At 66.2% G+C, this 22,283-nt stretch carries 19 protein-coding genes; 15 read left to right on the top strand and 4 right to left on the bottom strand.

Going from position 1 to position 22,283, the window contains the following annotated elements; genetic code table 11:
* Nucleotides 1-17 precede the first annotated feature (17 nt).
* Both AWC06_RS02855 and AWC06_RS02850 read right to left on the bottom strand, forming a co-directional pair.
* Entirely contained in the window at nucleotides 18-1,556 is a 1,539-nt protein-coding gene (locus tag AWC06_RS02855; RefSeq protein WP_085194200.1) for an MFS transporter, read from the bottom strand.
* Between the two features lie 4 nt (nucleotides 1,557-1,560).
* Nucleotides 1,561-2,274 carry an LppX_LprAFG lipoprotein gene (locus AWC06_RS02850; RefSeq protein WP_085194198.1) on the bottom strand — a complete coding sequence of 238 codons (714 nt, stop codon included), beginning with the start codon at nucleotides 2,272-2,274 and terminating at the stop codon, nucleotides 1,561-1,563.
* A gap of 69 nt (nucleotides 2,275-2,343) precedes the next feature.
* Here AWC06_RS02850 and AWC06_RS02845 point away from each other — a divergent pair, with 69 nt between their 5' ends.
* From AWC06_RS02845 to secG, 15 genes are all read left to right on the top strand, one after another.
* Complete coding sequence (locus tag AWC06_RS02845; RefSeq protein WP_085194578.1) at nucleotides 2,344-2,946, top strand: riboflavin synthase; 603 nt, start codon at nucleotides 2,344-2,346, stop codon at nucleotides 2,944-2,946.
* 17 nt (nucleotides 2,947-2,963) lie between these two features.
* A complete protein-coding gene (locus AWC06_RS02840) occupies nucleotides 2,964-3,659 on the top strand; it encodes an SDR family oxidoreductase (protein ID WP_085194196.1) in 696 nt (231 codons plus the stop codon).
* Between the two features lie 139 nt (nucleotides 3,660-3,798).
* On the top strand, nucleotides 3,799-5,076 hold the full coding sequence (locus AWC06_RS02835; protein WP_085194194.1) for a bifunctional 3,4-dihydroxy-2-butanone-4-phosphate synthase/GTP cyclohydrolase II: 1,278 nt from the start codon (nucleotides 3,799-3,801) through the stop codon (nucleotides 5,074-5,076).
* Between the two features lie 48 nt (nucleotides 5,077-5,124).
* Entirely contained in the window at nucleotides 5,125-5,607 is a 483-nt protein-coding gene (gene ribH, locus AWC06_RS02830; RefSeq protein WP_085194192.1) for a 6,7-dimethyl-8-ribityllumazine synthase, read from the top strand.
* Nucleotides 5,604-6,065 (top strand): PH domain-containing protein, encoded by a 462-nt coding sequence (locus AWC06_RS02825; protein ID WP_085194190.1) that lies wholly within the window; start codon nucleotides 5,604-5,606, stop codon nucleotides 6,063-6,065. Before ribH ends, AWC06_RS02825 begins: the two co-directional genes overlap by 4 nt.
* 113 nt (nucleotides 6,066-6,178) lie before the next feature.
* Nucleotides 6,179-8,131 (top strand): excinuclease ABC subunit UvrC, encoded by a 1,953-nt coding sequence (gene uvrC, locus AWC06_RS02820; RefSeq protein WP_085194188.1) that lies wholly within the window; start codon nucleotides 6,179-6,181, stop codon nucleotides 8,129-8,131.
* An 11-nt stretch (nucleotides 8,132-8,142) separates the two neighbouring features.
* Entirely contained in the window at nucleotides 8,143-9,057 is a 915-nt protein-coding gene (gene rapZ, locus AWC06_RS02815) for an RNase adapter RapZ (protein ID WP_085194576.1), read from the top strand.
* Nucleotides 9,054-10,115, top strand: coding sequence for a YvcK family protein (locus AWC06_RS02810; protein ID WP_085194186.1), 1,062 nt, complete (start codon nucleotides 9,054-9,056; stop codon nucleotides 10,113-10,115). The genes rapZ and AWC06_RS02810 overlap by 4 nt, the downstream gene beginning before the upstream one ends.
* Nucleotides 10,112-11,089 carry a DNA-binding protein WhiA gene (whiA, locus tag AWC06_RS02805; protein WP_085194574.1) on the top strand — a complete coding sequence of 326 codons (978 nt, stop codon included), beginning with the start codon at nucleotides 10,112-10,114 and terminating at the stop codon, nucleotides 11,087-11,089. The genes AWC06_RS02810 and whiA overlap by 4 nt, the downstream gene beginning before the upstream one ends.
* Before the next feature lie 71 nt (nucleotides 11,090-11,160).
* Entirely contained in the window at nucleotides 11,161-12,933 is a 1,773-nt protein-coding gene (locus AWC06_RS02800) for a DUF3556 domain-containing protein (RefSeq protein ID WP_085194184.1), read from the top strand.
* Nucleotides 12,934-13,059: 126 nt separating this feature from the next.
* Entirely contained in the window at nucleotides 13,060-14,079 is a 1,020-nt protein-coding gene (gap, locus tag AWC06_RS02795) for a type I glyceraldehyde-3-phosphate dehydrogenase (RefSeq protein ID WP_085194182.1), read from the top strand.
* Between the two features lie 2 nt (nucleotides 14,080-14,081).
* Entirely contained in the window at nucleotides 14,082-15,293 is a 1,212-nt protein-coding gene (locus tag AWC06_RS02790; RefSeq protein ID WP_085194180.1) for a phosphoglycerate kinase, read from the top strand.
* A gap of 8 nt (nucleotides 15,294-15,301) precedes the next feature.
* Complete coding sequence (gene tpiA / locus AWC06_RS02785; protein ID WP_085194178.1) at nucleotides 15,302-16,087, top strand: triose-phosphate isomerase; 786 nt, start codon at nucleotides 15,302-15,304, stop codon at nucleotides 16,085-16,087.
* Between the two features lie 51 nt (nucleotides 16,088-16,138).
* The gene (locus AWC06_RS02780) at nucleotides 16,139-17,209 is read left to right on the top strand and encodes a questin oxidase family protein (protein WP_085194176.1); all 1,071 of its coding nucleotides are present in this window, start codon (nucleotides 16,139-16,141) and stop codon (nucleotides 17,207-17,209) included.
* Nucleotides 17,210-17,219: 10 nt separating this feature from the next.
* Nucleotides 17,220-17,453, top strand: a complete 234-nt coding sequence (gene secG / locus AWC06_RS02775; RefSeq protein ID WP_085194572.1) for a preprotein translocase subunit SecG — start codon at nucleotides 17,220-17,222, stop codon at nucleotides 17,451-17,453.
* A 17-nt stretch (nucleotides 17,454-17,470) separates the two neighbouring features.
* Here secG and AWC06_RS02770 read toward each other — a convergent pair whose 3' ends face one another.
* Both AWC06_RS02770 and AWC06_RS02765 read right to left on the bottom strand, forming a co-directional pair.
* The gene (locus AWC06_RS02770; protein ID WP_211281879.1) at nucleotides 17,471-19,324 is read right to left on the bottom strand and encodes a thiamine pyrophosphate-dependent enzyme; all 1,854 of its coding nucleotides are present in this window, start codon (nucleotides 19,322-19,324) and stop codon (nucleotides 17,471-17,473) included.
* Nucleotides 19,321-22,230, bottom strand: coding sequence for an FAD-binding and (Fe-S)-binding domain-containing protein (locus AWC06_RS02765; protein WP_085194174.1), 2,910 nt, complete (start codon nucleotides 22,228-22,230; stop codon nucleotides 19,321-19,323). The genes AWC06_RS02770 and AWC06_RS02765 overlap by 4 nt, the downstream gene beginning before the upstream one ends.
* Nucleotides 22,231-22,283 lie beyond the last annotated feature (53 nt).

Genomic DNA, 22,283 nt, shown 5'->3' with positions numbered 1-22,283 from the left:
CCGCTGCGGTTCGACGGCTAGGCCCGGGGCGCGACGGCCTCCGGCTCGGGCAGTTCCGGCTCTTCGGCGTGGACGCGACGGCTGCTGAGCAGCAAGCCCAGCAGCGCCCCCACCACGCACACGACCGCCGTGACCGTGAAGATGCCGCCGTACATCTCCGCGAACGAATCCCGGTACAGCACCGCCTGAGCTTGTAACCGCTCCAGCAGGCTGGCATCCGGCGGGACCGCCGCCGACTTGGCCGCCACGATCTGGTTGAACCGATAGAAGCCCCACGCGCTCAGCGCGGCGATCCCGACGAGCATGCCGGTCATCCGGGCCACGACCAGCAGCGCCGAGGCGATACCGTGCTGGGCCGACGGGACCACCCGCAGCGTGGCCGACGACAGCGGCCCGATCACCAGGCCCAGCCCGAGCCCGGCTATCGCGAGATCGGCATCCAGGGCGGGCAAACTGAACAACCCGAAAACATTGAGGCGCTGACTCAGCAGGTCGGCCGTCCACTTCGAAATCAGCCAATAACCGCCGGCTGCCATGAGCAACCCGGCGAATGTCATGATCCGGTCACCGATCCTGGTGGCGATCCAGCCGCCCACCACCGCTCCGATCGGCAGGGCGATCAGGAAACGCAGCAGCAGGATGGCCGCCTCGTTTTGATCCTTCCCGAGCACACCCTGGGCGAACAGCTCCACGTCGACCAGCGTCACCATCAGTGCTGCCCCGGCCGCGACCGATGCGCCCAGCGCAGCCAAAAACGGCCGGAAATGCACACCGGCAGGTTCGATCAACCGGGTGCGGGCGAAACGCTCCCACAGCGCGAAGGCCACCGCCGCGACGATGGCGCCGATCACCAGCGGCAACCCGTAGCTCGGCAGCGCCTGCTGGTTGTCCCGATCGGGGTTGTACAGCCCGATCACCGCCAGGCCCAGCGCGATCGCCAACAGCAACCCACCGACCAGGTCGAGCTTTTCCGGTTCGGTGCCGCGGTCGCGGGGCGGCAGACTGAACTGGATCATCACCATTGCGATTGCGGCGAGCGGCACATTGATCCAGAACACGTCCTGCCAGCGGCTGGTCAGCCAGACGATGAAGATCCCGTAGAGCGGGCCCAGCACGCTGCCCAGCTCCTGCGCGGCGCCGATGCCGCCAAGCACTCCGGCGCGGTTGCGCTGCGACCACAGGTCGGCGCCCAACGCCAGCGTGACCGGCAGCAGCGCGCCGGCGGCCAGGCCCTGGATGGTGCGGCCGACCACCAGCACGTGCAGATCGGTCGAGAGTGCAGTCACCACCGAGCCCAGCGCGAACATGGCCAGGCTTGCCTGTAGCAGCAGCTTGCGCCCGAACCGGTCGGACGCCCGGCCCAGCAGCGGCATCGCGGCCACGTAGCCCAGCAAATACCAGGTGACGATCGGCGTGATCCGCTCGAGCTTGTTGATCGGAATGCCGACGGTGGTGATGATGTCGCGCATGATGGTGACGACGACGTAGGTGTCGAGGGCGCCCAGCAACACGGCGAGGCTGCCCGCGCTGATCGCGATTCTGCGGTTGTTGCTCATCGACTCAGCTCACCGGCGGCTTGCTGACCTGGACCGGCTGACCCCAGTTCGACAGCGTCATCACGATGGAATTGCCGGCGCTTTGGTCCAGCTTGGCCTTCACCAGCTGATGATCACCTTTTTCCTGGATCCATGCGGTGGCCGGCATCAGGTCGGTGGCATGCAGTTGCGGCGCAAGCTGATTCACCGTGGGAGCCGGGACCTTCCCGGTGACACGAACGGTGTCCTGGCCGTTGACTGTCTCGCGGCCTTCGGCCTTTGCGTTGGTGAAGTGGGCCAGCACGTTGGCCAGCCCGGTCTCCGGGTTGAGGATCGACGAGGGGTCATAGATATTGGCCGCCGGACCGAAGTCGGTCCACTTGTTGGGAGTAAGCGCCGCGTACAAGATCTTGTCGTAGACCACGAACTTGGCGTCGACGTCCGAACCCGCCACGATGATCTTGGCCTCGCCCTTGGCGGCCGTGTCGGGCGCGATGGCGAGATCGCCGTCCAGCGTCTTGAGCGGCAGCCCCTTGACCTTGCCGTCCACCGACAGCCCCAGGTGCACGCTCTTGAGGTTCTTGGTGCTCTGACTGGATTGCTTGAGCAGGGTGGTGGCATCCGGTAACGGCGCACTGGACTGTTTCGAGGACGAACAGCCACCGACCAAAGCGGTGACGATAGTGAGGGCGGCAAGGACGGCAAGGACAGCATGGAACGAGCGACGACGCGTCTGCATAGGTGCATCGTAGAGGGTCTCGCTGACCGAACGTGGAAGCGCGAGGTGGTGGCGACTAGCGTGAGGCCGGTGTTCACCGGAATCGTCGAGGAATTGGGCGAGGTCCTCGGCAAGGAGGACCTGGGCGATTCGGCACGCTTTACCATCCGTGGCCCGGTCGTTACCGCGGACGCCGGCCACGGCGACTCGATCGCCGTCAACGGCGTGTGTCTGACGGTGGTTGAGGTGCAGCCCGGCGGTCAGTTCACCGCCGATGTGATGGGCGAGACGCTGAGCCGATCCAGCTTGGCCGGGCTGGATACGGGCAGCCAGGTGAACTTGGAGCGCGCCGCGGCGGTCAACAGCCGGCTGGGCGGCCATATCGTGCAGGGCCATGTCGACGGCACCGGCCGGATCCTGGCGCGCACGCCATCCGAACACTGGGAGGTGGTCCGGATCGAGCTGTCTGCCGAACTGGCCCGCTACGTTGTCGAAAAGGGCTCCATCACGGTCGACGGCATTTCGCTGACGGTGTCCGGGCTCGGCGGCCAACCCCAGAATTGGTTCGAGGTGTCGCTGATTCCGACCACCCGAGAATTGACCACGTTGGGCCGGGCGCCGGTGGGAACGCCGGTCAACCTCGAGGTCGACATCATCGCCAAGTACGTCGAGCGGCTCCTTGCAGCAAAATAGCGAAAGGCGTTGAGTGCATGAAGATTACGGTGTTCGGAGCAAGCGGGTTGATCGGTACCAAGGTGGTTGCACTTCTCGGTGGCGACGGCCACCAGGTCGTTGCGGCGTCGCGCTCGTCCGGCGCCGATGTGCTGACCGGCGATGGCCTGGCCGACGCGTTGAGCGGCGCCGACACTCTGATCGATGTGACGAATTCCCCTTCGTTCGAAGACGATCCGGTGATGGAGTTCTTCACGACGTCGACGACCAACCTGACGGCGGCGGCCAAAGCCGCTGGTGTCGGACACTACGTCGCGCTGTCGATAGTCAATTGCGATCGACTACCCGAAAGCGGCTACATGCGAGCGAAGGTCGCCCAGGAGAAACTCATCACCGAATCGGGACTGCCGTACTCGATCGTGCGTGCAACTCAGTTCGTCGAGTTCGTCGACGGCATCACCGCGTCACTGACGGTCGGCGACGAAGTACGCGTACCGGACGCGTTGATCCAGCCGATCTCCTCCGACGAGGTTGCGGCCAACGTCGCCCGGGTGGCCGCGGACGAACCGATCGGCGGAATCGTAAACATCGGCGGGCCGGAGAAGATCTCGTTCGAGCAGATGGCCCGCGAGAGTTTGGCCCGCCACGGCGACACCAAGGCCGTGGTTGTCGACCCGCAAGCCCGCTATTTCGGCACGCCGGTCGACGAGACCAGCCTGGTCATCAACGATTAGCTGAGCTAAACCGCTGGTAAGCGCTCTCTCTGGTGGCAACGTCCCGCTCAGCAAGCCGTGGCAATAACGGCGCCGGCCTCGTGGTTCATACTGGATGCAACACAAGTGCCCTGCACAGGGCGACGGACGGGTGGCATAGATGACGAGGTTGGACTCCGTCGAGCGGGCGGTTGCCGACATCGCGGCCGGTAAGGCTGTCGTCGTCATCGACGATGAGGATCGGGAAAACGAAGGCGACCTGATCTTCGCCGCCGAGAAGGCCACCCCGGAATTGGTGGCGTTCATGGTGCGCTACACGTCGGGATACTTATGCGTGCCGCTGGAAGGCGCAATCTGCGACCGGCTCGGCCTGTTGCCCATGTACGCCGTGAACCAGGACAAGCACGGCACCGCCTACACGGTCACCGTCGATGCGAGAGACGGTGTAGGAACGGGTATTTCGGCTTCCGACCGGGCCACCACGATGCGATTGCTTGCCGATCCGAGCAGTGTCGCCGAGGATTTCACGCGACCCGGCCACGTGGTTCCGTTGCGCGCCAAGGACGGTGGCGTGCTGCGCCGCCCCGGCCACACCGAAGCCGCCGTCGACCTGGCCCGGATGGCAGGGCTGGCGCCCGCGGGTGCGATCTGCGAGATCGTCAGCCAGAAGGACGAGGGCTCGATGGCGCAGACCGACGAACTGCGGGTCTTCGCCGACGAACACGATCTGGCACTGATCGCCATCGCCGACCTGATCGAGTATCGCCGCAAGCACGAGAAGCACATCGAGCGGATCGCCGAGGCCCGCATCCCGACCCGGCACGGAGAGTTCCGCGCGGTCGGCTACACGAGCATCTACGAAGACGTCGAACATGTGGCCTTGGTCCGCGGAGAGATCGCGGGGCCGAACTACGACGGCGACGACGTACTGGTGCGGGTGCACTCGGAATGCCTGACCGGCGACGTGTTCGGCTCCCGCCGCTGCGACTGCGGGCCGCAGCTGGACGCGGCGCTGGCGATGGTGGCGCGGGAAAACCGGGGCGTGGTGCTTTACATGCGCGGTCATGAGGGCCGCGGTATCGGCCTCATGCACAAGCTGCAGGCCTACCAACTGCAAGACGCCGGCGCCGACACCGTCGACGCCAACCTCAGGCTCGGATTGCCCGCCGATGCGCGGGATTACGGTATTGGCGCGCAGATCCTGGTCGATCTCGGCGTCCGGTCGATGCGGCTTCTGACCAACAATCCCGCCAAGCGAGTCGGGTTGGATGGATATGGACTGCACATCATCGAGCGGGTGCCGCTGCCGGTGCGAGCGAACGCGGAGAACATCCGGTATCTGATGACCAAACGTGACCGGATGGGCCACGACCTGATCGGACTGGACGACTACCACGAATCCGTCCATCTGCCAGGCGAATTCGGGGGAGCTTTGTGACGCGCCGGTGACGATGCAGAGCAAAGCGATGAGGAGGAGCGGCGCAATATGAGTGGTGGCGCCGGTGTGCCGGACATGCCGGCGCTCGACGCGTCCGCAGTCAAGCTGGCGATCGTGGCCAGCACCTGGCACACCACGATCTGTGATTCGCTGTTGGCCGGCGCCTGCAAGACGGCAGCCGAGTGGGGCGTTCACGACCCGACGGTGGTCCGGGTGCTCGGGGCCATCGAGATCCCGGTGGTGGCCCAGGCGCTGGCGCGAAGCCATGACGCCGTCGTCGCACTCGGCGTGGTGATCCGCGGGGCCACACCACATTTCGACTACGTCTGCGACGCGGTCACCCAAGGACTCACCCGGGTCTCACTGGATGAGTCGAAGCCCGTCGCCAACGGAGTGCTGACCACGGACACCGAAGAGCAGGCGTTGGACCGTGCCGGTTTGCCGACCTCCGCGGAGGACAAGGGGGCCCAGGCGACGGCGGCGGCGCTGAGCACCGCGCTGACCCTGCGCGACCTCTCCGAAAAGCCGTGAGCGCAGAGCCGGACTGGGACGCGGAAGTTCGCCCGCATCTGACACCGTATTTCGCCTATGCGGTGGCGTTCGTGATCGCCGCCGCGCTCGTCGCGGTGGGCCTGCTGCTCAAGATCAAGTCCAGCGGCGTGATCTTCCAGACCGCCGATCAGGTGGCGATGGCGATGCTGGGCCTCGTTCTCGGCGGGTTGGTGCTGCTGTTCGCCCGGCCACGACTACGGGTGGGCGCCGCGGGACTATCGGTGCGCAACCTGCTCGGCGATCGCCTGGTGCCGTGGTCGGAGGTGGTCGATGTGTCATTTCCGGCCGGAGCGCGTTGGGCGAGGATCGATTTGCCCGACGACGAGTACATCCCGGTGATGGCGATTCAGGCCGTCGACAAGGACCGCGCCGTGGATGCCATGGACACCGTACGGACACTGCTCAAGCGGTATCGGCCGGACCTGCGGGCTCGGTGAAGACCGAGCGTGCGTCCAGGGCGCCGACACGCCGATGACCTTCGCCCTGAGCGCACGCTGGAAGCCGTGAGTGCACGTTCGAACCCGTCGCCTAGCCGACTAGCCTGGAAACCGTGCCTGATCCCGCCACATACCGCCCCGCGCCCGGGTCCATCCCGGTCGAGCCGGGCGTGTACCGGTTCCGGGACCAGCACGGACGGGTGATCTACGTCGGTAAGGCCAAGAGCCTGCGCAGCCGGCTGACCTCGTACTTCGCCGACGTCGCGAGCCTCAACCCGCGCACCCGGCAGATGGTGACCACCGCCGCCAAGGTCGAGTGGACGGTGGTCAAGACCGAGGTCGAGGCGCTGCAGCTGGAGTACAACTGGATCAAGGAGTTCGACCCGCGGTTCAACGTCCGCTATCGGGACGACAAGTCGTATCCGGTGCTGGCGGTCACGCTCAACGAGGAGTTCCCGCGGTTGATGGTCTATCGCGGCCCCCGGCGCAAGGGCGTGCGCTATTTCGGGCCGTACTCGCATGCCTGGGCTATCCGGGAAACGCTGGACCTGCTGACCCGGGTCTTTCCCGCGCGCACGTGTTCGGCGGGAGTGTTCAAGCGGCACAAGCAAATCGACCGGCCATGTCTGCTCGGCTATATCGACAAATGCTCCGCCCCGTGCATCGGGCGGGTCAGCGCCGAGCAGCACCGTCAGATCGTGCTGGATTTCTGCGACTTCCTGTCCGGCAAAACCGAGCGGTATGCCCGCAGCCTGGAACAGCAGATGAACGCCGCCGCCGAGCAACTCGACTTCGAACGCGCGGCACGGCTTCGTGATGACCTCGGGGCATTGAAGCGGGCCCTGGAGAAGCAGGCCGTGGTGCTTGGTGACGGCACCGACGCCGACGTGGTGGCATTCGCCGACGACGAGCTGGAAGCAGCGGTGCAGGTGTTCCATGTCCGCGGCGGGCGTGTTCGCGGCCAGCGCGGCTGGATCGTCGAAAAGCCCAGCGATCCCGGTGATTCCGGCGTGGCCCGGCTGGTCGAGCAGTTCCTGACCCAGTTCTACGCCGACCAGGCCGAACTCGACGGCGCCGCCGACGAATCCGCCAACCCGGTGCCCCGTGAAGTGCTGGTGCCCTGTCTACCGCCCAACGCCGAGGAGCTGGCCACGTGGCTGTCGGAGCTGCGCGGTTCACGGGTCGTGCTGCGAGTGCCGCGGCGCGGGGACAAACGGGCATTGGCCGAGACCGTGCAGCGGAACGCCAAAGAGGCTCTGCAGCAACACAAACTCAAGCGCGCCGGTGACTTCACCGCCAGATCCGCTGCGCTGCAGAATATTCAGGAAGCGCTGGGGCTGGCCGAAGCACCGCTTCGCATCGAATGCGTGGACATCAGCCATGTGCAGGGCACCGACGTGGTGGGCTCTTTGGTGGTGTTCGAAGACGGGCTGCCGCGCAAGTCGGACTATCGCCATTTCGCCATCCGGGAAGCCGCCGGTCAAGGCCGGTCCGACGACGTCGCCTCGATCGCCGAGGTGACCCGACGCCGGTTCATGCGTCACCTACGTGACCAGCAGGACCCCAATATGCTTGCCCCCGAAGGACGGTCGCGGAAGTTCGCCTATCCGCCGAACCTGTACGTCGTCGACGGCGGTGCCCCGCAAGTCAACGCGGCCAGCGCGGTGCTCGACGAACTCGGCATCACCGATGTCGCGGTGATCGGCTTGGCGAAGCGGCTGGAAGAGGTGTGGGTGCCGTCGGAGCCGGACCCGATCATCATGCCGCGCAACAGCGAGGGCCTGTATCTGCTGCAACGCGTGCGCGACGAGGCGCACCGATTCGCCATCACCTATCACCGCAGCAAGCGGTCCAAACGGATGACGGCGTCGGCGCTGGACGCCGTGCCCGGGCTGGGTGAGCATCGCCGCAAGGCGCTGGTCACTCACTTCGGGTCGCTGGCGCGTCTGCGGCAAGCCACCGTAGACGAGATCACCGCCGTTCCGGGGATCGGCGTCGCGACAGCGACCGCGGTGCTCGATGCGCTGCGAGCGGAGGACCGGCTTCCCGAACGGGCATCGGGATGACGGGCGACGGTATGGACCTGGCAAGCCACGAAAACGGGTCTGGCACAAACAATTCCGGCATCGACGTCGTGTTGGTCACCGGGCTGTCGGGCGCCGGACGCGGCACCGCGGCAAAGGTGCTCGAGGACCTCGGCTGGTATGTGGCCGACAACCTGCCGCCCCAGTTGATCACCCGGATGGTGGACTTCGGGCTGGCAGCGGGATCGCGGATCACACAACTGGCCGTGGTGATGGACGTCCGCTCGCGCGGGTTCACCGGTGACCTGGACTGGGTCCGCAATGACTTGGCCACCCGCAATATCACCCCGCGTGTGCTGTTCATGGAGGCCTCCGATGACATGCTGGTGCGCCGCTACGAGCAGAATCGTCGCAGCCACCCGCTGCAGGGAGAGCAAACATTGGCCGAAGGCATCGCCGCTGAGCGCGAGATGCTGGCTGCGGTGCGGGCGAATGCCGATTTGATCATCGACACGTCGACACTTTCGGTGCGCGAGCTGCGGGAAAGCATCGAACGGGCATTCGGCGGTGAGGCCGTCGCCCACACCAGCATCACCGTGGAGTCGTTCGGTTTCAAGTACGGTCTGCCGATGGACGCCGACATGGTGATGGACGTGCGATTCCTGCCCAATCCGCACTGGGTCGACGAATTGCGCCCGCACACCGGCCAACATCCCGCAGTTCGTGACTACGTGCTCGGCCAGACTGGCGCGGCAGAGTTCCTGGAGACCTACCATCAGTTGCTGTCCCTGGTTGTCGACGGCTACCGCAGGGAGGGGAAGCGCTACATGACCGTCGCCATCGGATGTACCGGCGGCAAGCACCGCAGCGTCACCATCGCCGAGGCATTGGCGCGGATGCTGGAGTCCCAGGAGTCCGAGGCGCAACTGTCGGTGCGGGTACTGCACCGGGATCTGGGCCGCGAATGAGTCCGGGAACAAGTCCCAGCATTGTCGCGCTGGGCGGCGGACACGGCCTGTATGCGACGTTGTCGGCTGCCAGGCGGCTGACCCCGCACGTCACCGCCGTCGTCACCGTCGCCGACGACGGCGGCTCGTCGGGCCGGCTGCGCAGCGAACTCGATGTGGTGCCACCGGGCGATCTGCGAATGGCGTTGGCGGCGTTGGCATCCGACAGCCCACACGGGCGGCTTTGGGCCACCATCCTGCAGCATCGGTTCGGCGGCAGCGGTGCGCTGGCGGGGCACCCGATCGGCAACCTGCTGCTCGCCGGTCTCAACGAGGTGCTGGCCGACCCGGTCGCAGCGCTCGACGAGCTCGGTCGCATCCTCGGTGTGCGGGGCCGAGTGCTGCCCATGTGCCCGATCGCGCTGCAGATCGAGGCCGACGTTTCGGGCCTGGAGGCCGATCCGCGGATGTTCCGGTTGATTCGCGGGCAGGTGGCGATCGCCACCACACCGGGTAAGGTCCGCCGGGTCCGGCTGCTTCCCGGCGACCCGCCGGCCACCCGGCAGGCCGTCGACGCGATCATGTCCGCCGATCTGGTGGTGCTGGGGCCGGGATCCTGGTTCACCAGCGTGATCCCGCACGTGCTGGTGCCCGGGCTGGCCGCGGCGCTGCAAGCGACCAGCGCACGGCGGGCGCTGGTGCTCAACCTGATGGCCGAACCGGGCGAGACGGCCGGCTTCTCGGTCGAACGGCATCTGCACGTGCTCGCGCAGCACGCGCCGGATTTCACCGTCCACGACGTCATCATCGACGCCGAGCGGGTACCGAGTGAGCGCGAGCGTGATCAATTGCGCCGCACCGCAACCCTGCTGCATGCGCAGGTGCAATTCGCCGATGTCGCCAGGCCTGGTACACCTTTGCACGACCCGGGCAAGCTGGCCGCGGCACTGGATGGGGTCGGCGTGCGTGAGAGCGGTCCGGCACCACCCTCGGCGAGGACCACCGAAGCGCTGCCGATCAAGAGTGAACGTCAACAAACCGGCGCAGACGGACCGAGGGGTGACGACGCGTGGCGATGACGGTCGAAGTCAAAGACGAGCTGAGCCGCCTGGCGGTGAACTCGGTGAGCGCGCGGCGTGCCGAGGTGACGTCCCTGCTGCGATTCGCCGGCGGGCTGCACATCGTGGGTGGCCGGGTCGTGGTCGAGGCCGAAGTGGACCTGGGCAGCATCGCGCGACGGCTGCGCAAGGACATCTTCGAGCTGTACGGCTATAACGCCGTCGTACATGTGTTGTCGGCCAGCGGTATTCGCAAGCAGACCCGGTATGTTCTGCGCGTCGCCAACGACGGTGAGGCGCTGGCCCGCCAGACCGGTCTGCTCGATTTGCGCGGGCGCCCGGTGCGGGGGTTACCGGCCCAGGTCGTCGGCGGCAGTGTCGCCGATGCGGAAGCCGCTTGGCGCGGCGCGTTCTTGGCGCACGGTTCGCTGACCGAGCCGGGACGCTCGTCGGCGCTGGAGGTCAGCTGCCCCGGCCCGGAGGCGGCGCTGGCCCTGGTGGGCGCCGCGCGTCGGCTCGGGGTCAGCGCGAAGGCGCGCGAGGTGCGTGGCGCCGATCGGGTGGTGGTACGTGACGGCGAGGCGATCGGGGCGCTGCTGACCCGCATGGGCGCCCAGGACACCCGGCTGATCTGGGAAGAGCGCCGAATGCGTCGCGAAGTGCGGGCGACCGCCAACCGGCTGGCCAATTTCGACGACGCCAATCTGCGGCGCTCGGCACGCGCGGCGGTGGCGGCGGCGGCCCGGGTAGAACGCGCGCTGGAAATCCTCGGCGATACTGTGCCCGACCACCTGGCTGCGGCGGGCAAGCTGCGCATCGAGCACCGGCAGGCCTCCCTGGAGGAGCTGGGCCGGCTGGCCGACCCTCCGATGACCAAAGACGCTGTGGCCGGCCGCATTCGACGCCTGCTGTCGATGGCCGACCGCAAGGCGAAGCAAGAGGGTATCCCGGACACCGAATCGGCAGTGACCCCGGATCTGCTGGAAGACGCTTAGCGTCGATTCACGCTATCCGCCAACTGATTTCAGGTTAGAATTTTCCACTTCAAGCCTGGAACGAGGTCATCATGGGATTCATCGCACCGGAACTTCCCGACGTCGACCACGACACGTGGGCCACGCAGCCGTGGCGCAACCGGGTCCAGGTCTGCAGCCGCCACTGGGCCGAACACGGCTTCGGCACGCCGTATGCGATCTATCTGCTGTACCTGCTGAAAATCGGCGTGTACATCGCCGCGCCCGCCGCGATCATCTCGCTCACTCCCGGTTTGGGCGGCCTCGGCAACATCGGCCAGTGGTGGACGCAGCCGATCGTGTACCAGAAGGTCGTCGTCTTCACCCTGCTGTTCGAGGTGCTGGGCCTGGGGTGTGGATCCGGCCCGCTGACCGGACGGTTCTGGCCGCCGATCGGCGGATTCCTGTACTGGTTGCGGCCCAACACGATTCGGCTACCGCCCTGGCCGGACAAGGTGCCGTTCACCGCCGGCGACACCCGCACCGTCGTCGACGTCGTGCTCTATGCCATCGTGCTGGTTTCCGGGGTGTGGGCGCTGCTTTCTCCCGGACACAGCGGCCCGGCCACCAGCAGCGACGCCGTCGGGCTGATCAACCCGGTGCTGGTGGTTCCGATCATCGTCGCGCTGGCGCTGCTGGGGCTGCGCGACAAGACGATCTTCCTGGCCGCTCGCGGCGAACACTACTGGCTGAAGCTGTTCGTGTTCTTCTTCCCATTCGTCGACCAGATCGCCGCGTTCAAAATCATCATGCTCGGGCTGTGGTGGGGCGCGGCCACCTCCAAGCTCAACCACCACTTCCCGTACGTGGTGGCGGTGATGACCAGCAACAACGCCCTGCTGCGACCCAAGATGTTCACCTGGTTCAAGCACCAGCTCTACCGTGACCCGGTCAACGACCTGCGCCCGTCCTGGTTGCCGAAACTCATGGCGCACGTTGGCGGAACCACAGCGGAATTCATCGTGCCCGGGATTCTGGTTTTCTTCGCCGACGGTCAACCGTGGCGGTGGGCCCTGATCGCGTTCATGGTGATCTTCCACTTCAATATCATTTCCAACCTCCCGATGGGAGTTCCGTTGGAATGGAACGTGTTCTTCATCTTCTCGCTGTTCTACCTGTTCGGGCACTACGGATCGATCACCGTCTACGACATCAGCTCACCGCTGCTGCTCGCCGCCTTGATCATCGTGCTTGCTGGGGCTCTGATCGCGGGAAATATGTTCCCGCAGCAGATTTCGTTCCTGCCCGCCATGCGTTACTACGCCGGGAATTGGGCCACCAGCATCTGGTGCTTCCGCCCGGGCGCGGAGGAGAAGGTCGAAAGCCATGTAATCAAGAGTTCGCAGCTGGTGGCCAAGCAGCTGGCCAAGCTGTACGGCCCGCAGACCGCCGAAGTCATGGCCGACAAGGTTCCGGGGGCGTTTCGAGCCATGCACCTGCACGGTCGGGCGCTCAACGGTCTGCTGCCCCGCGCGCTAGGGGGAGAGGCCAACGAGGCCGACTACAGCATTCGCGAAGGTGAAGTCGTTGCCGGGCCGCTCATCGGCTGGAACTTCGGCGAAGGCCACCTGCACAACGAGCAGCTACTGGAGGCGGTGCAGCGGCGCTGTCAGTTCGACGAGGGCGAGGTCCGGGTGATCATCCTGGAAGGCCAGCCCATCCAGACGCAGCGGCAGTGGTATCGCATCGTCGACGCCAAGGCCGGGCTGATCGAGGCGGGCTATGTCGACGTCGAGGACATGCTGAGCCGCCAACCATGGCCGGAAGCTGGCGACGAGTTCCCCGTCCACGTCACGACGCACCGTACCGACACCGCGCCGCGATGACTCCCAATGGCCACAGCCGCCACACCGGCACCGCCAGGCGGGTGTGACCGACCGGACCTCGCGACCCCATAGCCACACGATTAGGCTGGCCCGTGGATCACATCAGCAACTAAGGAGACGACAGACGTGACGGTCCGGGTAGGCATCAACGGCTTCGGTCGAATCGGGCGGAACTTCTACCGGGCCCTACTGGCGCAGCAGGAGCAGGGCATCACCGACGTGGAGGTGGTGGCCGTCAACGACATCACCGACAACGCGACGTTGGCGCACCTGCTCAAATTCGACTCGATCCTGGGCCGGCTGCCTCAGGACGTCAGCCTCGAAGGGGAAGACACCATCGTCGTCGGCAGCGCCAAGATCAAGGCGCTGGCGGTCAGGGAAGGACCGGCCGCAATGCCGTGGGGGGATTTGGGTGTGGACGTCGTCGTCGAATCCACCGGGCTTTTCACCAACGCCGCCAATGCCAAGGGCCACCTGGAGTCCGGCGCCAAGAAGGTGATCATCTCCGCGCCGGCCACCGACGAGGACATCACGATCGTGCTGGGCGTCAACGACGACAAGTACGACGGCAGCCAGAACATCATCTCCAACGCGTCGTGTACGACGAACTGCCTGGGTCCGCTGGCCAAGGTGCTGCACGACGAGTTCGGCATCGTCAAGGGCCTGATGACCACCATCCACGCCTACACGCAGGACCAGAACCTGCAGGACGGACCGCACAAGGATCTGCGCCGCGCCCGCGCTGCCGGGCTGAACATCGTGCCCACCTCCACCGGGGCGGCCAAGGCGATCGGGCTGGTGCTGCCCGAGCTGAAGGGCAAGCTCGACGGCTATGCGCTGCGGGTGCCGATCCCGACGGGCTCGGTCACAGACCTGACCGCCGATCTGTCCAAGTCGGCCACTGTCGAGGAGATCAACACGGCGTTCAAGGCCGCCGCCGAGGGCAGGCTCAAGGGCATCCTCAAGTACTACGACGTGCCGATCGTCTCCAGTGACATCGTCACCGATCCGCACAGCTCGATCTTCGACGCCGGCCTGACCAAAGTGATCGACAACCAGGCCAAGGTGGTGTCCTGGTACGACAACGAGTGGGGCTACTCCAACCGCCTCGTCGATCTCGTCGCCCTGGTCGGCAAGTCGCTCTAACCGTGTCCATCCCCAACCTGGAAGACCTTCTCGCAGACGGAGTTTCGGGTCGCAGCGTCCTGGTGCGCTCGGACCTCAACGTCCCTCTGGATGACGGTGACATCACCGACCCCGGCCGGATCAGCGCGTCGGTACCGACGCTCAAAGCACTGAGCGACGCCGGCGCCAAGGTGGTGGTGACCGCGCATCTGGGCCGGCCCGAAGGAAAGCCCGACCCGAAACTGTCGCTGGCGCCGGTCGCGGCCGCGTTGGCCGGGCAGCTGGACCGAGACGTGCCGTTGGCCGGTGACGTCGTCGGCCCCGACGCGCAGGCCTGCGTGCAGAGGCTGAGCGACGGGGACGTGCTGCTGCTGGAGAACATCCGCTTCGATCCGCGCGAAACCAGCAAGGACGACGACGAACGGCTGGCGTTGGCGAGGCAATTGGCCGAACTCGTTGGGGCCCAAGGCGCTTTCGTGTCCGACGGTTTCGGCGTGGTGCACCGCAAGCAGGCCTCGGTCTACGACGTGGCCACTCTGTTGCCGCACTACGCCGGCAAACTTGTCGCCGCGGAAGTCGCTGTCCTCGAGCAGCTGACCAGCTCCACGCGGCAGCCGTATGCCGTGGTGCTCGGAGGTTCGAAGGTGTCCGACAAGCTCGGTGTGATCGAACAGTTGGCCACGCACGCCGACAGCATCGTGATCGGCGGCGGCATGTGCTTCACATTCCTTGCCGCGTTTGGCCTTTCGGTGGGCAAGTCGCTGCTGCAGACCGAGATGATCGACACCTGCCGCCGGCTGCTGGACACCTACGCCGACGTGCTGCGCCTACCGGTCGACATTGTGGTGGCCGACGAATTTGGCGCCGATTCGCCACCCGAGATCGTGGCCGCCGATGCGATCCCGGAAGGCAAGGTGGGGTTGGACATCGGGCCCGGGTCGGTGACCCGGTTCACCGCGTTGCTGTCCAACGCCGAAACCATTTTCTGGAATGGCCCGATGGGCGTGTTCGAGTTCCCGGCATTCGCCGCGGGCACAAAGGGTGTCGCCGAAGCCATCGCGGCCGCGACCGGCAAGGGCGCATTCAGCGTGGTCGGCGGCGGCGACTCCGCAGCTGCAGTGCGCGCGCTGGGCCTGCCCGAGGACGGCTTCTCGCACATCTCCACCGGCGGCGGCGCGTCGCTGGAATACCTCGAGGGCAAAGAGCTGCCCGGGCTAGAAGTGCTGAGCAGATAAGGAATCCGATGAGCCGCAAGCCGCTGATTGCCGGCAACTGGAAGATGAACCTCAACCACTTCGAAGCGATCGCCTTGGTGCAAAAGATCGCCTTCTCGTTGCCGGACAAGTACTACGACAAGGTGGACGTCGCAGTGCTGCCGCCGTTCACCGACCTGCGCAGCGTGCAGACCCTTGTCGACGGCGACAAGCTGCGGCTGACCTACGGCGCGCAGGACCTTTCGCAGCATGACTCCGGCGCCTACACCGGTGATATCAGCGGGGCCTTCCTGGCCAAGCTGGGCTGCAGCTACGTCGTCGTCGGTCACTCGGAGCGGCGCACCTACCACGGCGAGGACGACGCGCTGGTGGCCGCCAAGGCGGCTGCCGCGCTCAAACACGAGCTGACCCCGATCATCTGCATCGGCGAGCACCTGGAGGTCCGGGAAGCCGGTGAGCATGTCGCCCACTGCCAGGACCAGCTGCGCGGGTCGCTGGCCGGGTTGTCCGCCGAGCAGATCGGCCGCGTCGTCATCGCCTATGAGCCGGTATGGGCGATCGGCACCGGTCGGGTTGCCGGCGCCGCCGATGCCCAGGAGGTGTGCGCGGCCATCCGCAAGGAACTGGGCGCGCTGGGGTCACCACAGATCGCCGACACCGTTCGGGTGCTCTACGGAGGTTCGGTGACCGCCAAGAACATCGGCGACATCGTCGCGCAGGACGACGTCGATGGTGCCCTGGTCGGTGGCGCGTCGCTGGACGGCGAGCAGTTCGCCACCCTGTCCGCCATCGCCGCCGGGGGCCCGCTCCCGTAGAGCGCAGATGTCTTGACCTCAACCGCAGTTGAGGCCGTAGCGTCAACGGCTATGTCCAATGCGTATGGCCACGCAATCGCGGAGGCGTATGAGCGTCTCGACCGCCTCGGCTATGAACGCGGGGAGAGGGAATTCGCCAACCACGGCCCGATGGCCGCAGAAGCCTTGTGTACCTTGGGCTTTGGCGACGAGATAGCCGCCTGGGTGGAAGACTACAAACGCCGGGTGAGCCATCACGATCCACCGGAGCCCCGGTTTCGGATCGACCCGTCAGACGAGCAGTCCTGGCGGGAGGCGTTGGGACGATTCGACCGCGTGGGGGATTGGGAGGAGCTGTTCCGCCGCGAACTTACCGACAGGCCGTGGCGTGAGGTGCTGGCCCGATGGTGGCCGCGGCTGGTACCGGGACTGATGGCCGCTTTGACCCATGGGCTGATCCGCACCGCCCATGCGGTGCGCTGCCTGGCCGCCACCGAACACCCCGGCGAGCTGGCGCTGACAGAGTTGGCGCGCGGACTGGCGTACTGGGCCGCGCGCTACACGGCACTGCCCGGTGAGGTGACCAACGGCGAGCAGTCCCTCGCCGAAGCGATCGAAGGGCTTGGCCGGGTGTCGAGGCCGTCGCGGCTGGCCGATCTGCAGAGCAACCCAGGTTACGGCGAGGCGTTGTCCGCGCTGCGGCCGTCGCCTGCGGGGTGGCGGCTGAGCGAGATGACGTCGACCTTCGCCGGTGTTTACCTGGCGCACCCGGAGGTACAGCCGGTGCCGATGATTCACGGCGTGACCGCGCCGGCCGCCATGCGGATCGCGCTGGCGCATCTCCCTGAGGAGCAACAGGTGCCGTCGGTGGCCGCCATGTGGCGCGTCCACGTCGCGCTGCTGCTGATGTTCACCCAGGACGCGGGCACCGAACGTGACAGCCTTGCCGTCGCGTCGGGTGCCGGAGCGCCGTCGTGGCATGACCTGTTCGGCCGTGCACTGGAGAACGGCGACGAACACGTGATCAAGTTCACCGAAGCCTGTTACCGGGAGAACGCGTTGCAGCCCGACCCGCGCTTCCCCGCGGCGGTCCAGGCGGCGCTGGACCGCATCCATTTCAGGTGGTCGACCGCCGCCCGGTAAGGTGGCCGCCATGGAATTGGCCCTGCAGATCACCCTGGTGGTCACCAGCGTGCTCGTGGTGCTTCTGGTGCTGCTGCACCGTGCCAAAGGTGGCGGACTGTCGACGCTGTTCGGCGGCGGCGTCCAGTCCAGCCTGTCCGGGTCGACCGTGGTGGAGAAGAACCTCGACCGGTTGACCCTGTTCGTCACCGGTATCTGGCTGGTGGCCATCGTGGGCATGGCGCTGCTGATCAAATACCGCTGACCCGGCCGCGCCGGTCGTCACTGATCGTCGAGGCGGTCCACGATCCGGCCGGCCACCTTGCGCGCGGCTTTGCCGATCGGCTCCGGAATCACATGACCCGGGCTGGCGTCGAAGCTGGACTCATCGAGCATGTCCTTCACCATCTGCATGGCGATCCGCCCGCGGTTCGGAGTGCCGGCTTTGAGTGCGGCGTAGAGCTTCTTCACCTGATCCTTTTGGACCTTCGCAGGCATCGGAGGCTCGTGTTGATCGACGACGCACTCGATGATCACCGGCCCGTCCCAGGACATCGCCTCGCGCAACTGATCCGGGCACCGGGCCGGGTCGTCGATGCGGACGCCGCGTCCACCGCACGCCTCGGCGAATTTGACGAAATCGAAGGGAGCCATATCAACGCCGTATTCGGGGTTACCGAGGAAAACCATTTGCTCCCACTTGATCAGCCCCAGTGTGCGGTTGGCCAGCACCACCACCTTGATCGGCAGCTGGTGCTGCACACAGGTCAGGAAATCGCCGAGTTGCATGGTCAGCGAACCGTCTCCGGTGAACACCACCACCTGCCGGCCCGGGTAGGCCGTCTGTGCGCCAATGGCATAGGGCAACCCCGCCGCCATCGAGCAGTTCGTTCCGCTGAAGCTGAACTGTTGCCGGGCGCGCAACTTGATCTGGCGTGCCGCCCAGGTGGTGACCGTGCCCGAGTCCCCGCAGATGATCGCGTCGTCGGTCAGCACGTCGTTCAGGTACCACGCCGGAACCTGCGGCTTCATGGGTAGGTCGGTGCGCGTGCCGCGCTCACGCATCAGCTCCCACCAATCCCGCATGCCCTGCTGGGCCTTTTCCAAAAACGATCGGTCGTCGTTGCGCGGCAGGAATGCGAGCAGTTCGGTCAGCGTCGCTTTGGCATCGCCGCACAGGGCGACGTCGACCGGGTGCCGAAGGCCGATGCGCTCCGGCTTGTCGTCGATCTGCACGCAGCTGACCTGGCCGGGCGTGGGGTAGTACTCGGTGTAGGGCATGCTGCTGCCGACGATCAGCAGCGCGTCGGCCTGCTCGAGCGCTTCCTCGCTGGGCTTACTGCCCACCAGCGCGATCGGACCGGTGGTGAACGGGCTGTCATCGGGGACACAGTCCTTGCCCAACTGCGCCTTGATGATCGGCGCCCCGAGCTTGTCGGCTACCTGCTCGAGTTCGGCACCCGCTCCGCGAGCACCGGCACCGGCCAGAATCGCGATGCGGTGCTTGTCTTCGAACGCCGCCGCTGCGCGACGGAGCAGATCGCGCTGCGGAACCCGGATCGGAGGCTGATACACGGCAGAGGTGTGTCCGGGCACGTTGCGCTGAAAGCGTGTGCCGCTGTCGGCGTCTGCGGCCTGGAAATCGATGGGGAAACCGATGTGCGCGGGACCGCGTTCGGAAAGCGCTGTCCGGCAGGCGAAATCGACGACATTGTGCACGTGCTGTGGCCCCATGATCCGCTGGTTGTAGAGCGCGACATCGTTCATCCAGTAGTCGATGTTGATGTCCTGCAGGTAGGCGGTGCCGATCAGGTCGTGATAGGTCATCCCGGTGATGGCCAGGATTGGTGCCTGCTCCACTTTGGCGTCGAGCATGCCGTTCATCAGGTGCACCGCACCCGGGCCGGACGTGGAGAAGCACACGCCGAGCTTGCCGGTGAACTTCGCGTAGCCGACGGCGGCCATCGCGGCCACTTCCTCGTGGCGGACGTGAATATAGGTGATCTGGTCGTGTTTCTTGCGTAACGCGTCCATCAGCCCGTTGATGCCGTCGCCGGGCAAGCCGAACACGGTGTCGACGCCCCACTCGAGCAGTCTGTCGACCATGACGTCGGCCGCAGTCTGTTGCTCACTCACCTTGTACTCCTTGCTGGTTCGAGGTTTCTGCGTGGACCGTCCGGGCCGGAGCCCTCGGCAAGCTCAAGCAGCTGCGCGAGGTGGAGCGCCTGCCTTCCGGCGAGCTGACCGATCTGCTCGCGGCAACTGAATCCGTTGGCCACGATGACTGTTCGAGGATCTGCGGCGCGAACCGCCGGCAAAATGACGCGCTCGCCAGCCGCAACCGAAACCTTATGGCGTTCGCCCGCCTCGAAGCCGAAGCTGCCTGCCATCCCGCAGCAGCCGGAATCCGGATGGTCGACATCGAGCTGCATGGCGTCGAAAAGCCTTGCATCGCACTCGGGTTTGAGCACCGCATGATCGTGGCAGTGGGTCTGTACAAGGGCCCGCAGATGCAACGGTGGCGGCTGGTAGCCGCGTTGGCACAGATATTCGCCGAGGCTCATGGTCGCGGCGCATAGTCGCTGCGCGTCCGCGTCGTCGGGAAAGAGGTTGGTGAGCTCGTCGCGAAACACGGCTGCGCAGCTGGGCTCCAGAACGATCAGCCGGAGCCCGGCGGAGATCGGCTCGGCCAAGTCGTCGAGGATGCGTCGCAGCCAGCGCTTGGCGGTGCGCAGCATCCCGTAGTCATAAAGCGGCCGCCCACAGCACAGCTGCCGTTGCGGAATGTTCACCGAACACCCGGCCGCTTCGAGCACGCGTACCGCCGCGGCGGCGATCTCCGGCTGGAAGTAGTTGGTGAAGGTGTCCGGCCACAGCAATACCGGGTCCCCGTGGTCGGCGCGTCGGCCCGAAAACCAGGCCCGAAAAGTCTTGTGCGCGAAGCGTGGTGCATCGCGTTGCGGCGCGATACCGGCCGCGGCTTTCCCGACCCGGGACAGCCCGGGAGCGTGCAGGGCCGCGTTGGCCAGACGTGGGGCATGTGAGGCGAGCCGGGCCCAGATCGGGATCAACCCGAGGGCGTAGGCGCTGCGCGGGCGCAGCCGATGCCGGTAATAGTGCGATAGGAACTCGGCCTTGTAGGTCGCTATGTCGACGCCGACCGGGCAATCGGACTTGCAACCCTTGCAGGACAGGCATAGGTCGAGCGAGTCTTTGACGTGCTGGTCACGCCAGCCCGGTCCGTCGGCCAGGTGCCCGCTCATCATTTCGAAGAGCAGACGTGCCCGCCCCCGCGTCGAATGCTGCTCCTCACGGGTGACCATGAAGCTCGGACACATGACGCCGCCCGACGTGTGACGGCACTTGCCGATACCGAAGCAGCGGTTGGTCGCGTCGACGAATCCCTTTTCGTCGTCGGGGTAGGCGAAGACCGTCCGCACGTGACGTGGTCGATAGTCGGGGCCCACCGCGAGGTTCTGGTCGGGACCGTACGGTCGCACCACCTTGCCCGGGTTCATCCGGCCTTCGGGGTCCCAGATCTGCTTGAACTCGTCGAACGCCGAAACCAATTGCGGGCCGAACATTTTCGCCAGCTGGTTGGCGCGCAGCTGACCGTCTCCGTGTTCCCCGGACAGTGAGCCGCCGTATTTGATCACCAGATCGCCTGCCTCGTCGAGAAAACGCCGGAAATCGTCGACCGCGGGCGCGGTCCGCAGGTCGAGGTCCAGGCGGTTGTGCATGCAGCCCTGGCCGAAGTGGCCGAACAGCACGCAGTGGTAGCCGTAGCGCTTGAGCAGTTGGCAGTAATCCCGGATGTAGTCACCGAGATTCTCGGGTGCTATGGCGGCGTCCTCCCAGCCGGCGAGCCCGGCGTGCTCACCGGGGATGCGGGTGAATTCGATGGTGCTGCGCCGCACCTCCCAGACCTGCTCTTGCTGGTCGGGGTCGGTGAAAAGCTTGGGTTGACCGGCGGTGAGCCGGTCGGCGGCGGTCCGGGCCGCATCCTCGACCTCCTCGGCACTGTCGCCGCCGTATTCGGCGAGCAGCCACGCTTGGCCGTCCGGCAGCTGGTCCATTCCCGGGATGTGCTGATCATGCTTTTCCAGGTTCTCCAGCACGCCGGCGTCGAAGCATTCCAGCGCGATGAGCGCGGGGTGATGCAGCGGGTCCATGTGATCAGCGGCGGTGGCGGCGTCGGGGTGGCCGACGACCAATAGCGCGCGATAGGCGGGCAACGGAATCAGCCGAACGGTCGCCTCGAGCACGAACACACACGTCGACTCCGATCCGACAAGTGCCTTGGCCACGTCAAAACCGTTCTCCGGCAACAACGAATCGAGGTTGAAACCGGAGACGCGACGGGGAATACGCGGGTAGCGTTGGCGAACCTCTTCCGCGTAGCGCTGGATCAGATCGTCGAGGCGACGGTAGATGTCGCCGCATCTGTCCGGTTGGGCCCGCAATGCGGCCAGCGCCTCGGGGGTTGTGCGCCCGACGGTCATGCGGTGACCGTCTACGGTGACCACATCCATCGTGATCACGTTGTCGACCGTCTTTCCGCCCACCACGGAGTGCGTGCCACAGGAGTTGTTGCCGATCATTCCGCCCAGCGTGCACCGGTCATGGGTGGCCGGGTCCGGGGCGAAGGTCAGGCCGAAAGGTTCGGCCGCTTCGTGGAGTTCGTCGCAGATCACGCCCGGCTGCACCCGCGCGATCCGGCGAGCCGGGTCGATCTCGACGATCCGGTTGAGCCGCTTGGAGAAATCGAAGACCACCGCCGCGTTCACCGTCTGTCCCGCCAGCCCGGTGCCACAGCCGCGGGCGAAGACGGCCGCCTGGTGTTCGCGACAGACCCGCAACGCGGCCAGCACGTCGTCGGCGCTCTGCGGAACCACCACGCCGGTGGGCACCTGCCGGTAGATCGAGGCGTCGTTGGCGTATAGGGCGCGGGCCCCGTCGTCGAACCGGACCTCGCCGGTCACCGCGCGTTGCAAGTCGACAGCCAACCGGCCCCGATCCACGATCGAATGCCCGCCCGCCATCGACAGCCCTCCTCGTGAGCCAGCGGTACCCGGAGGGCGGGTCTTTCAAACGA

It is taken from the genome of Mycobacterium fragae (assembly GCF_002102185.1).
In the GTDB taxonomy this organism is placed as follows: domain Bacteria; phylum Actinomycetota; class Actinomycetes; order Mycobacteriales; family Mycobacteriaceae; genus Mycobacterium; species Mycobacterium fragae.
The sequence above is the reverse complement of the archived record's forward strand: the minus strand, read 5'-3'. Positions and strand labels throughout refer to the sequence as shown.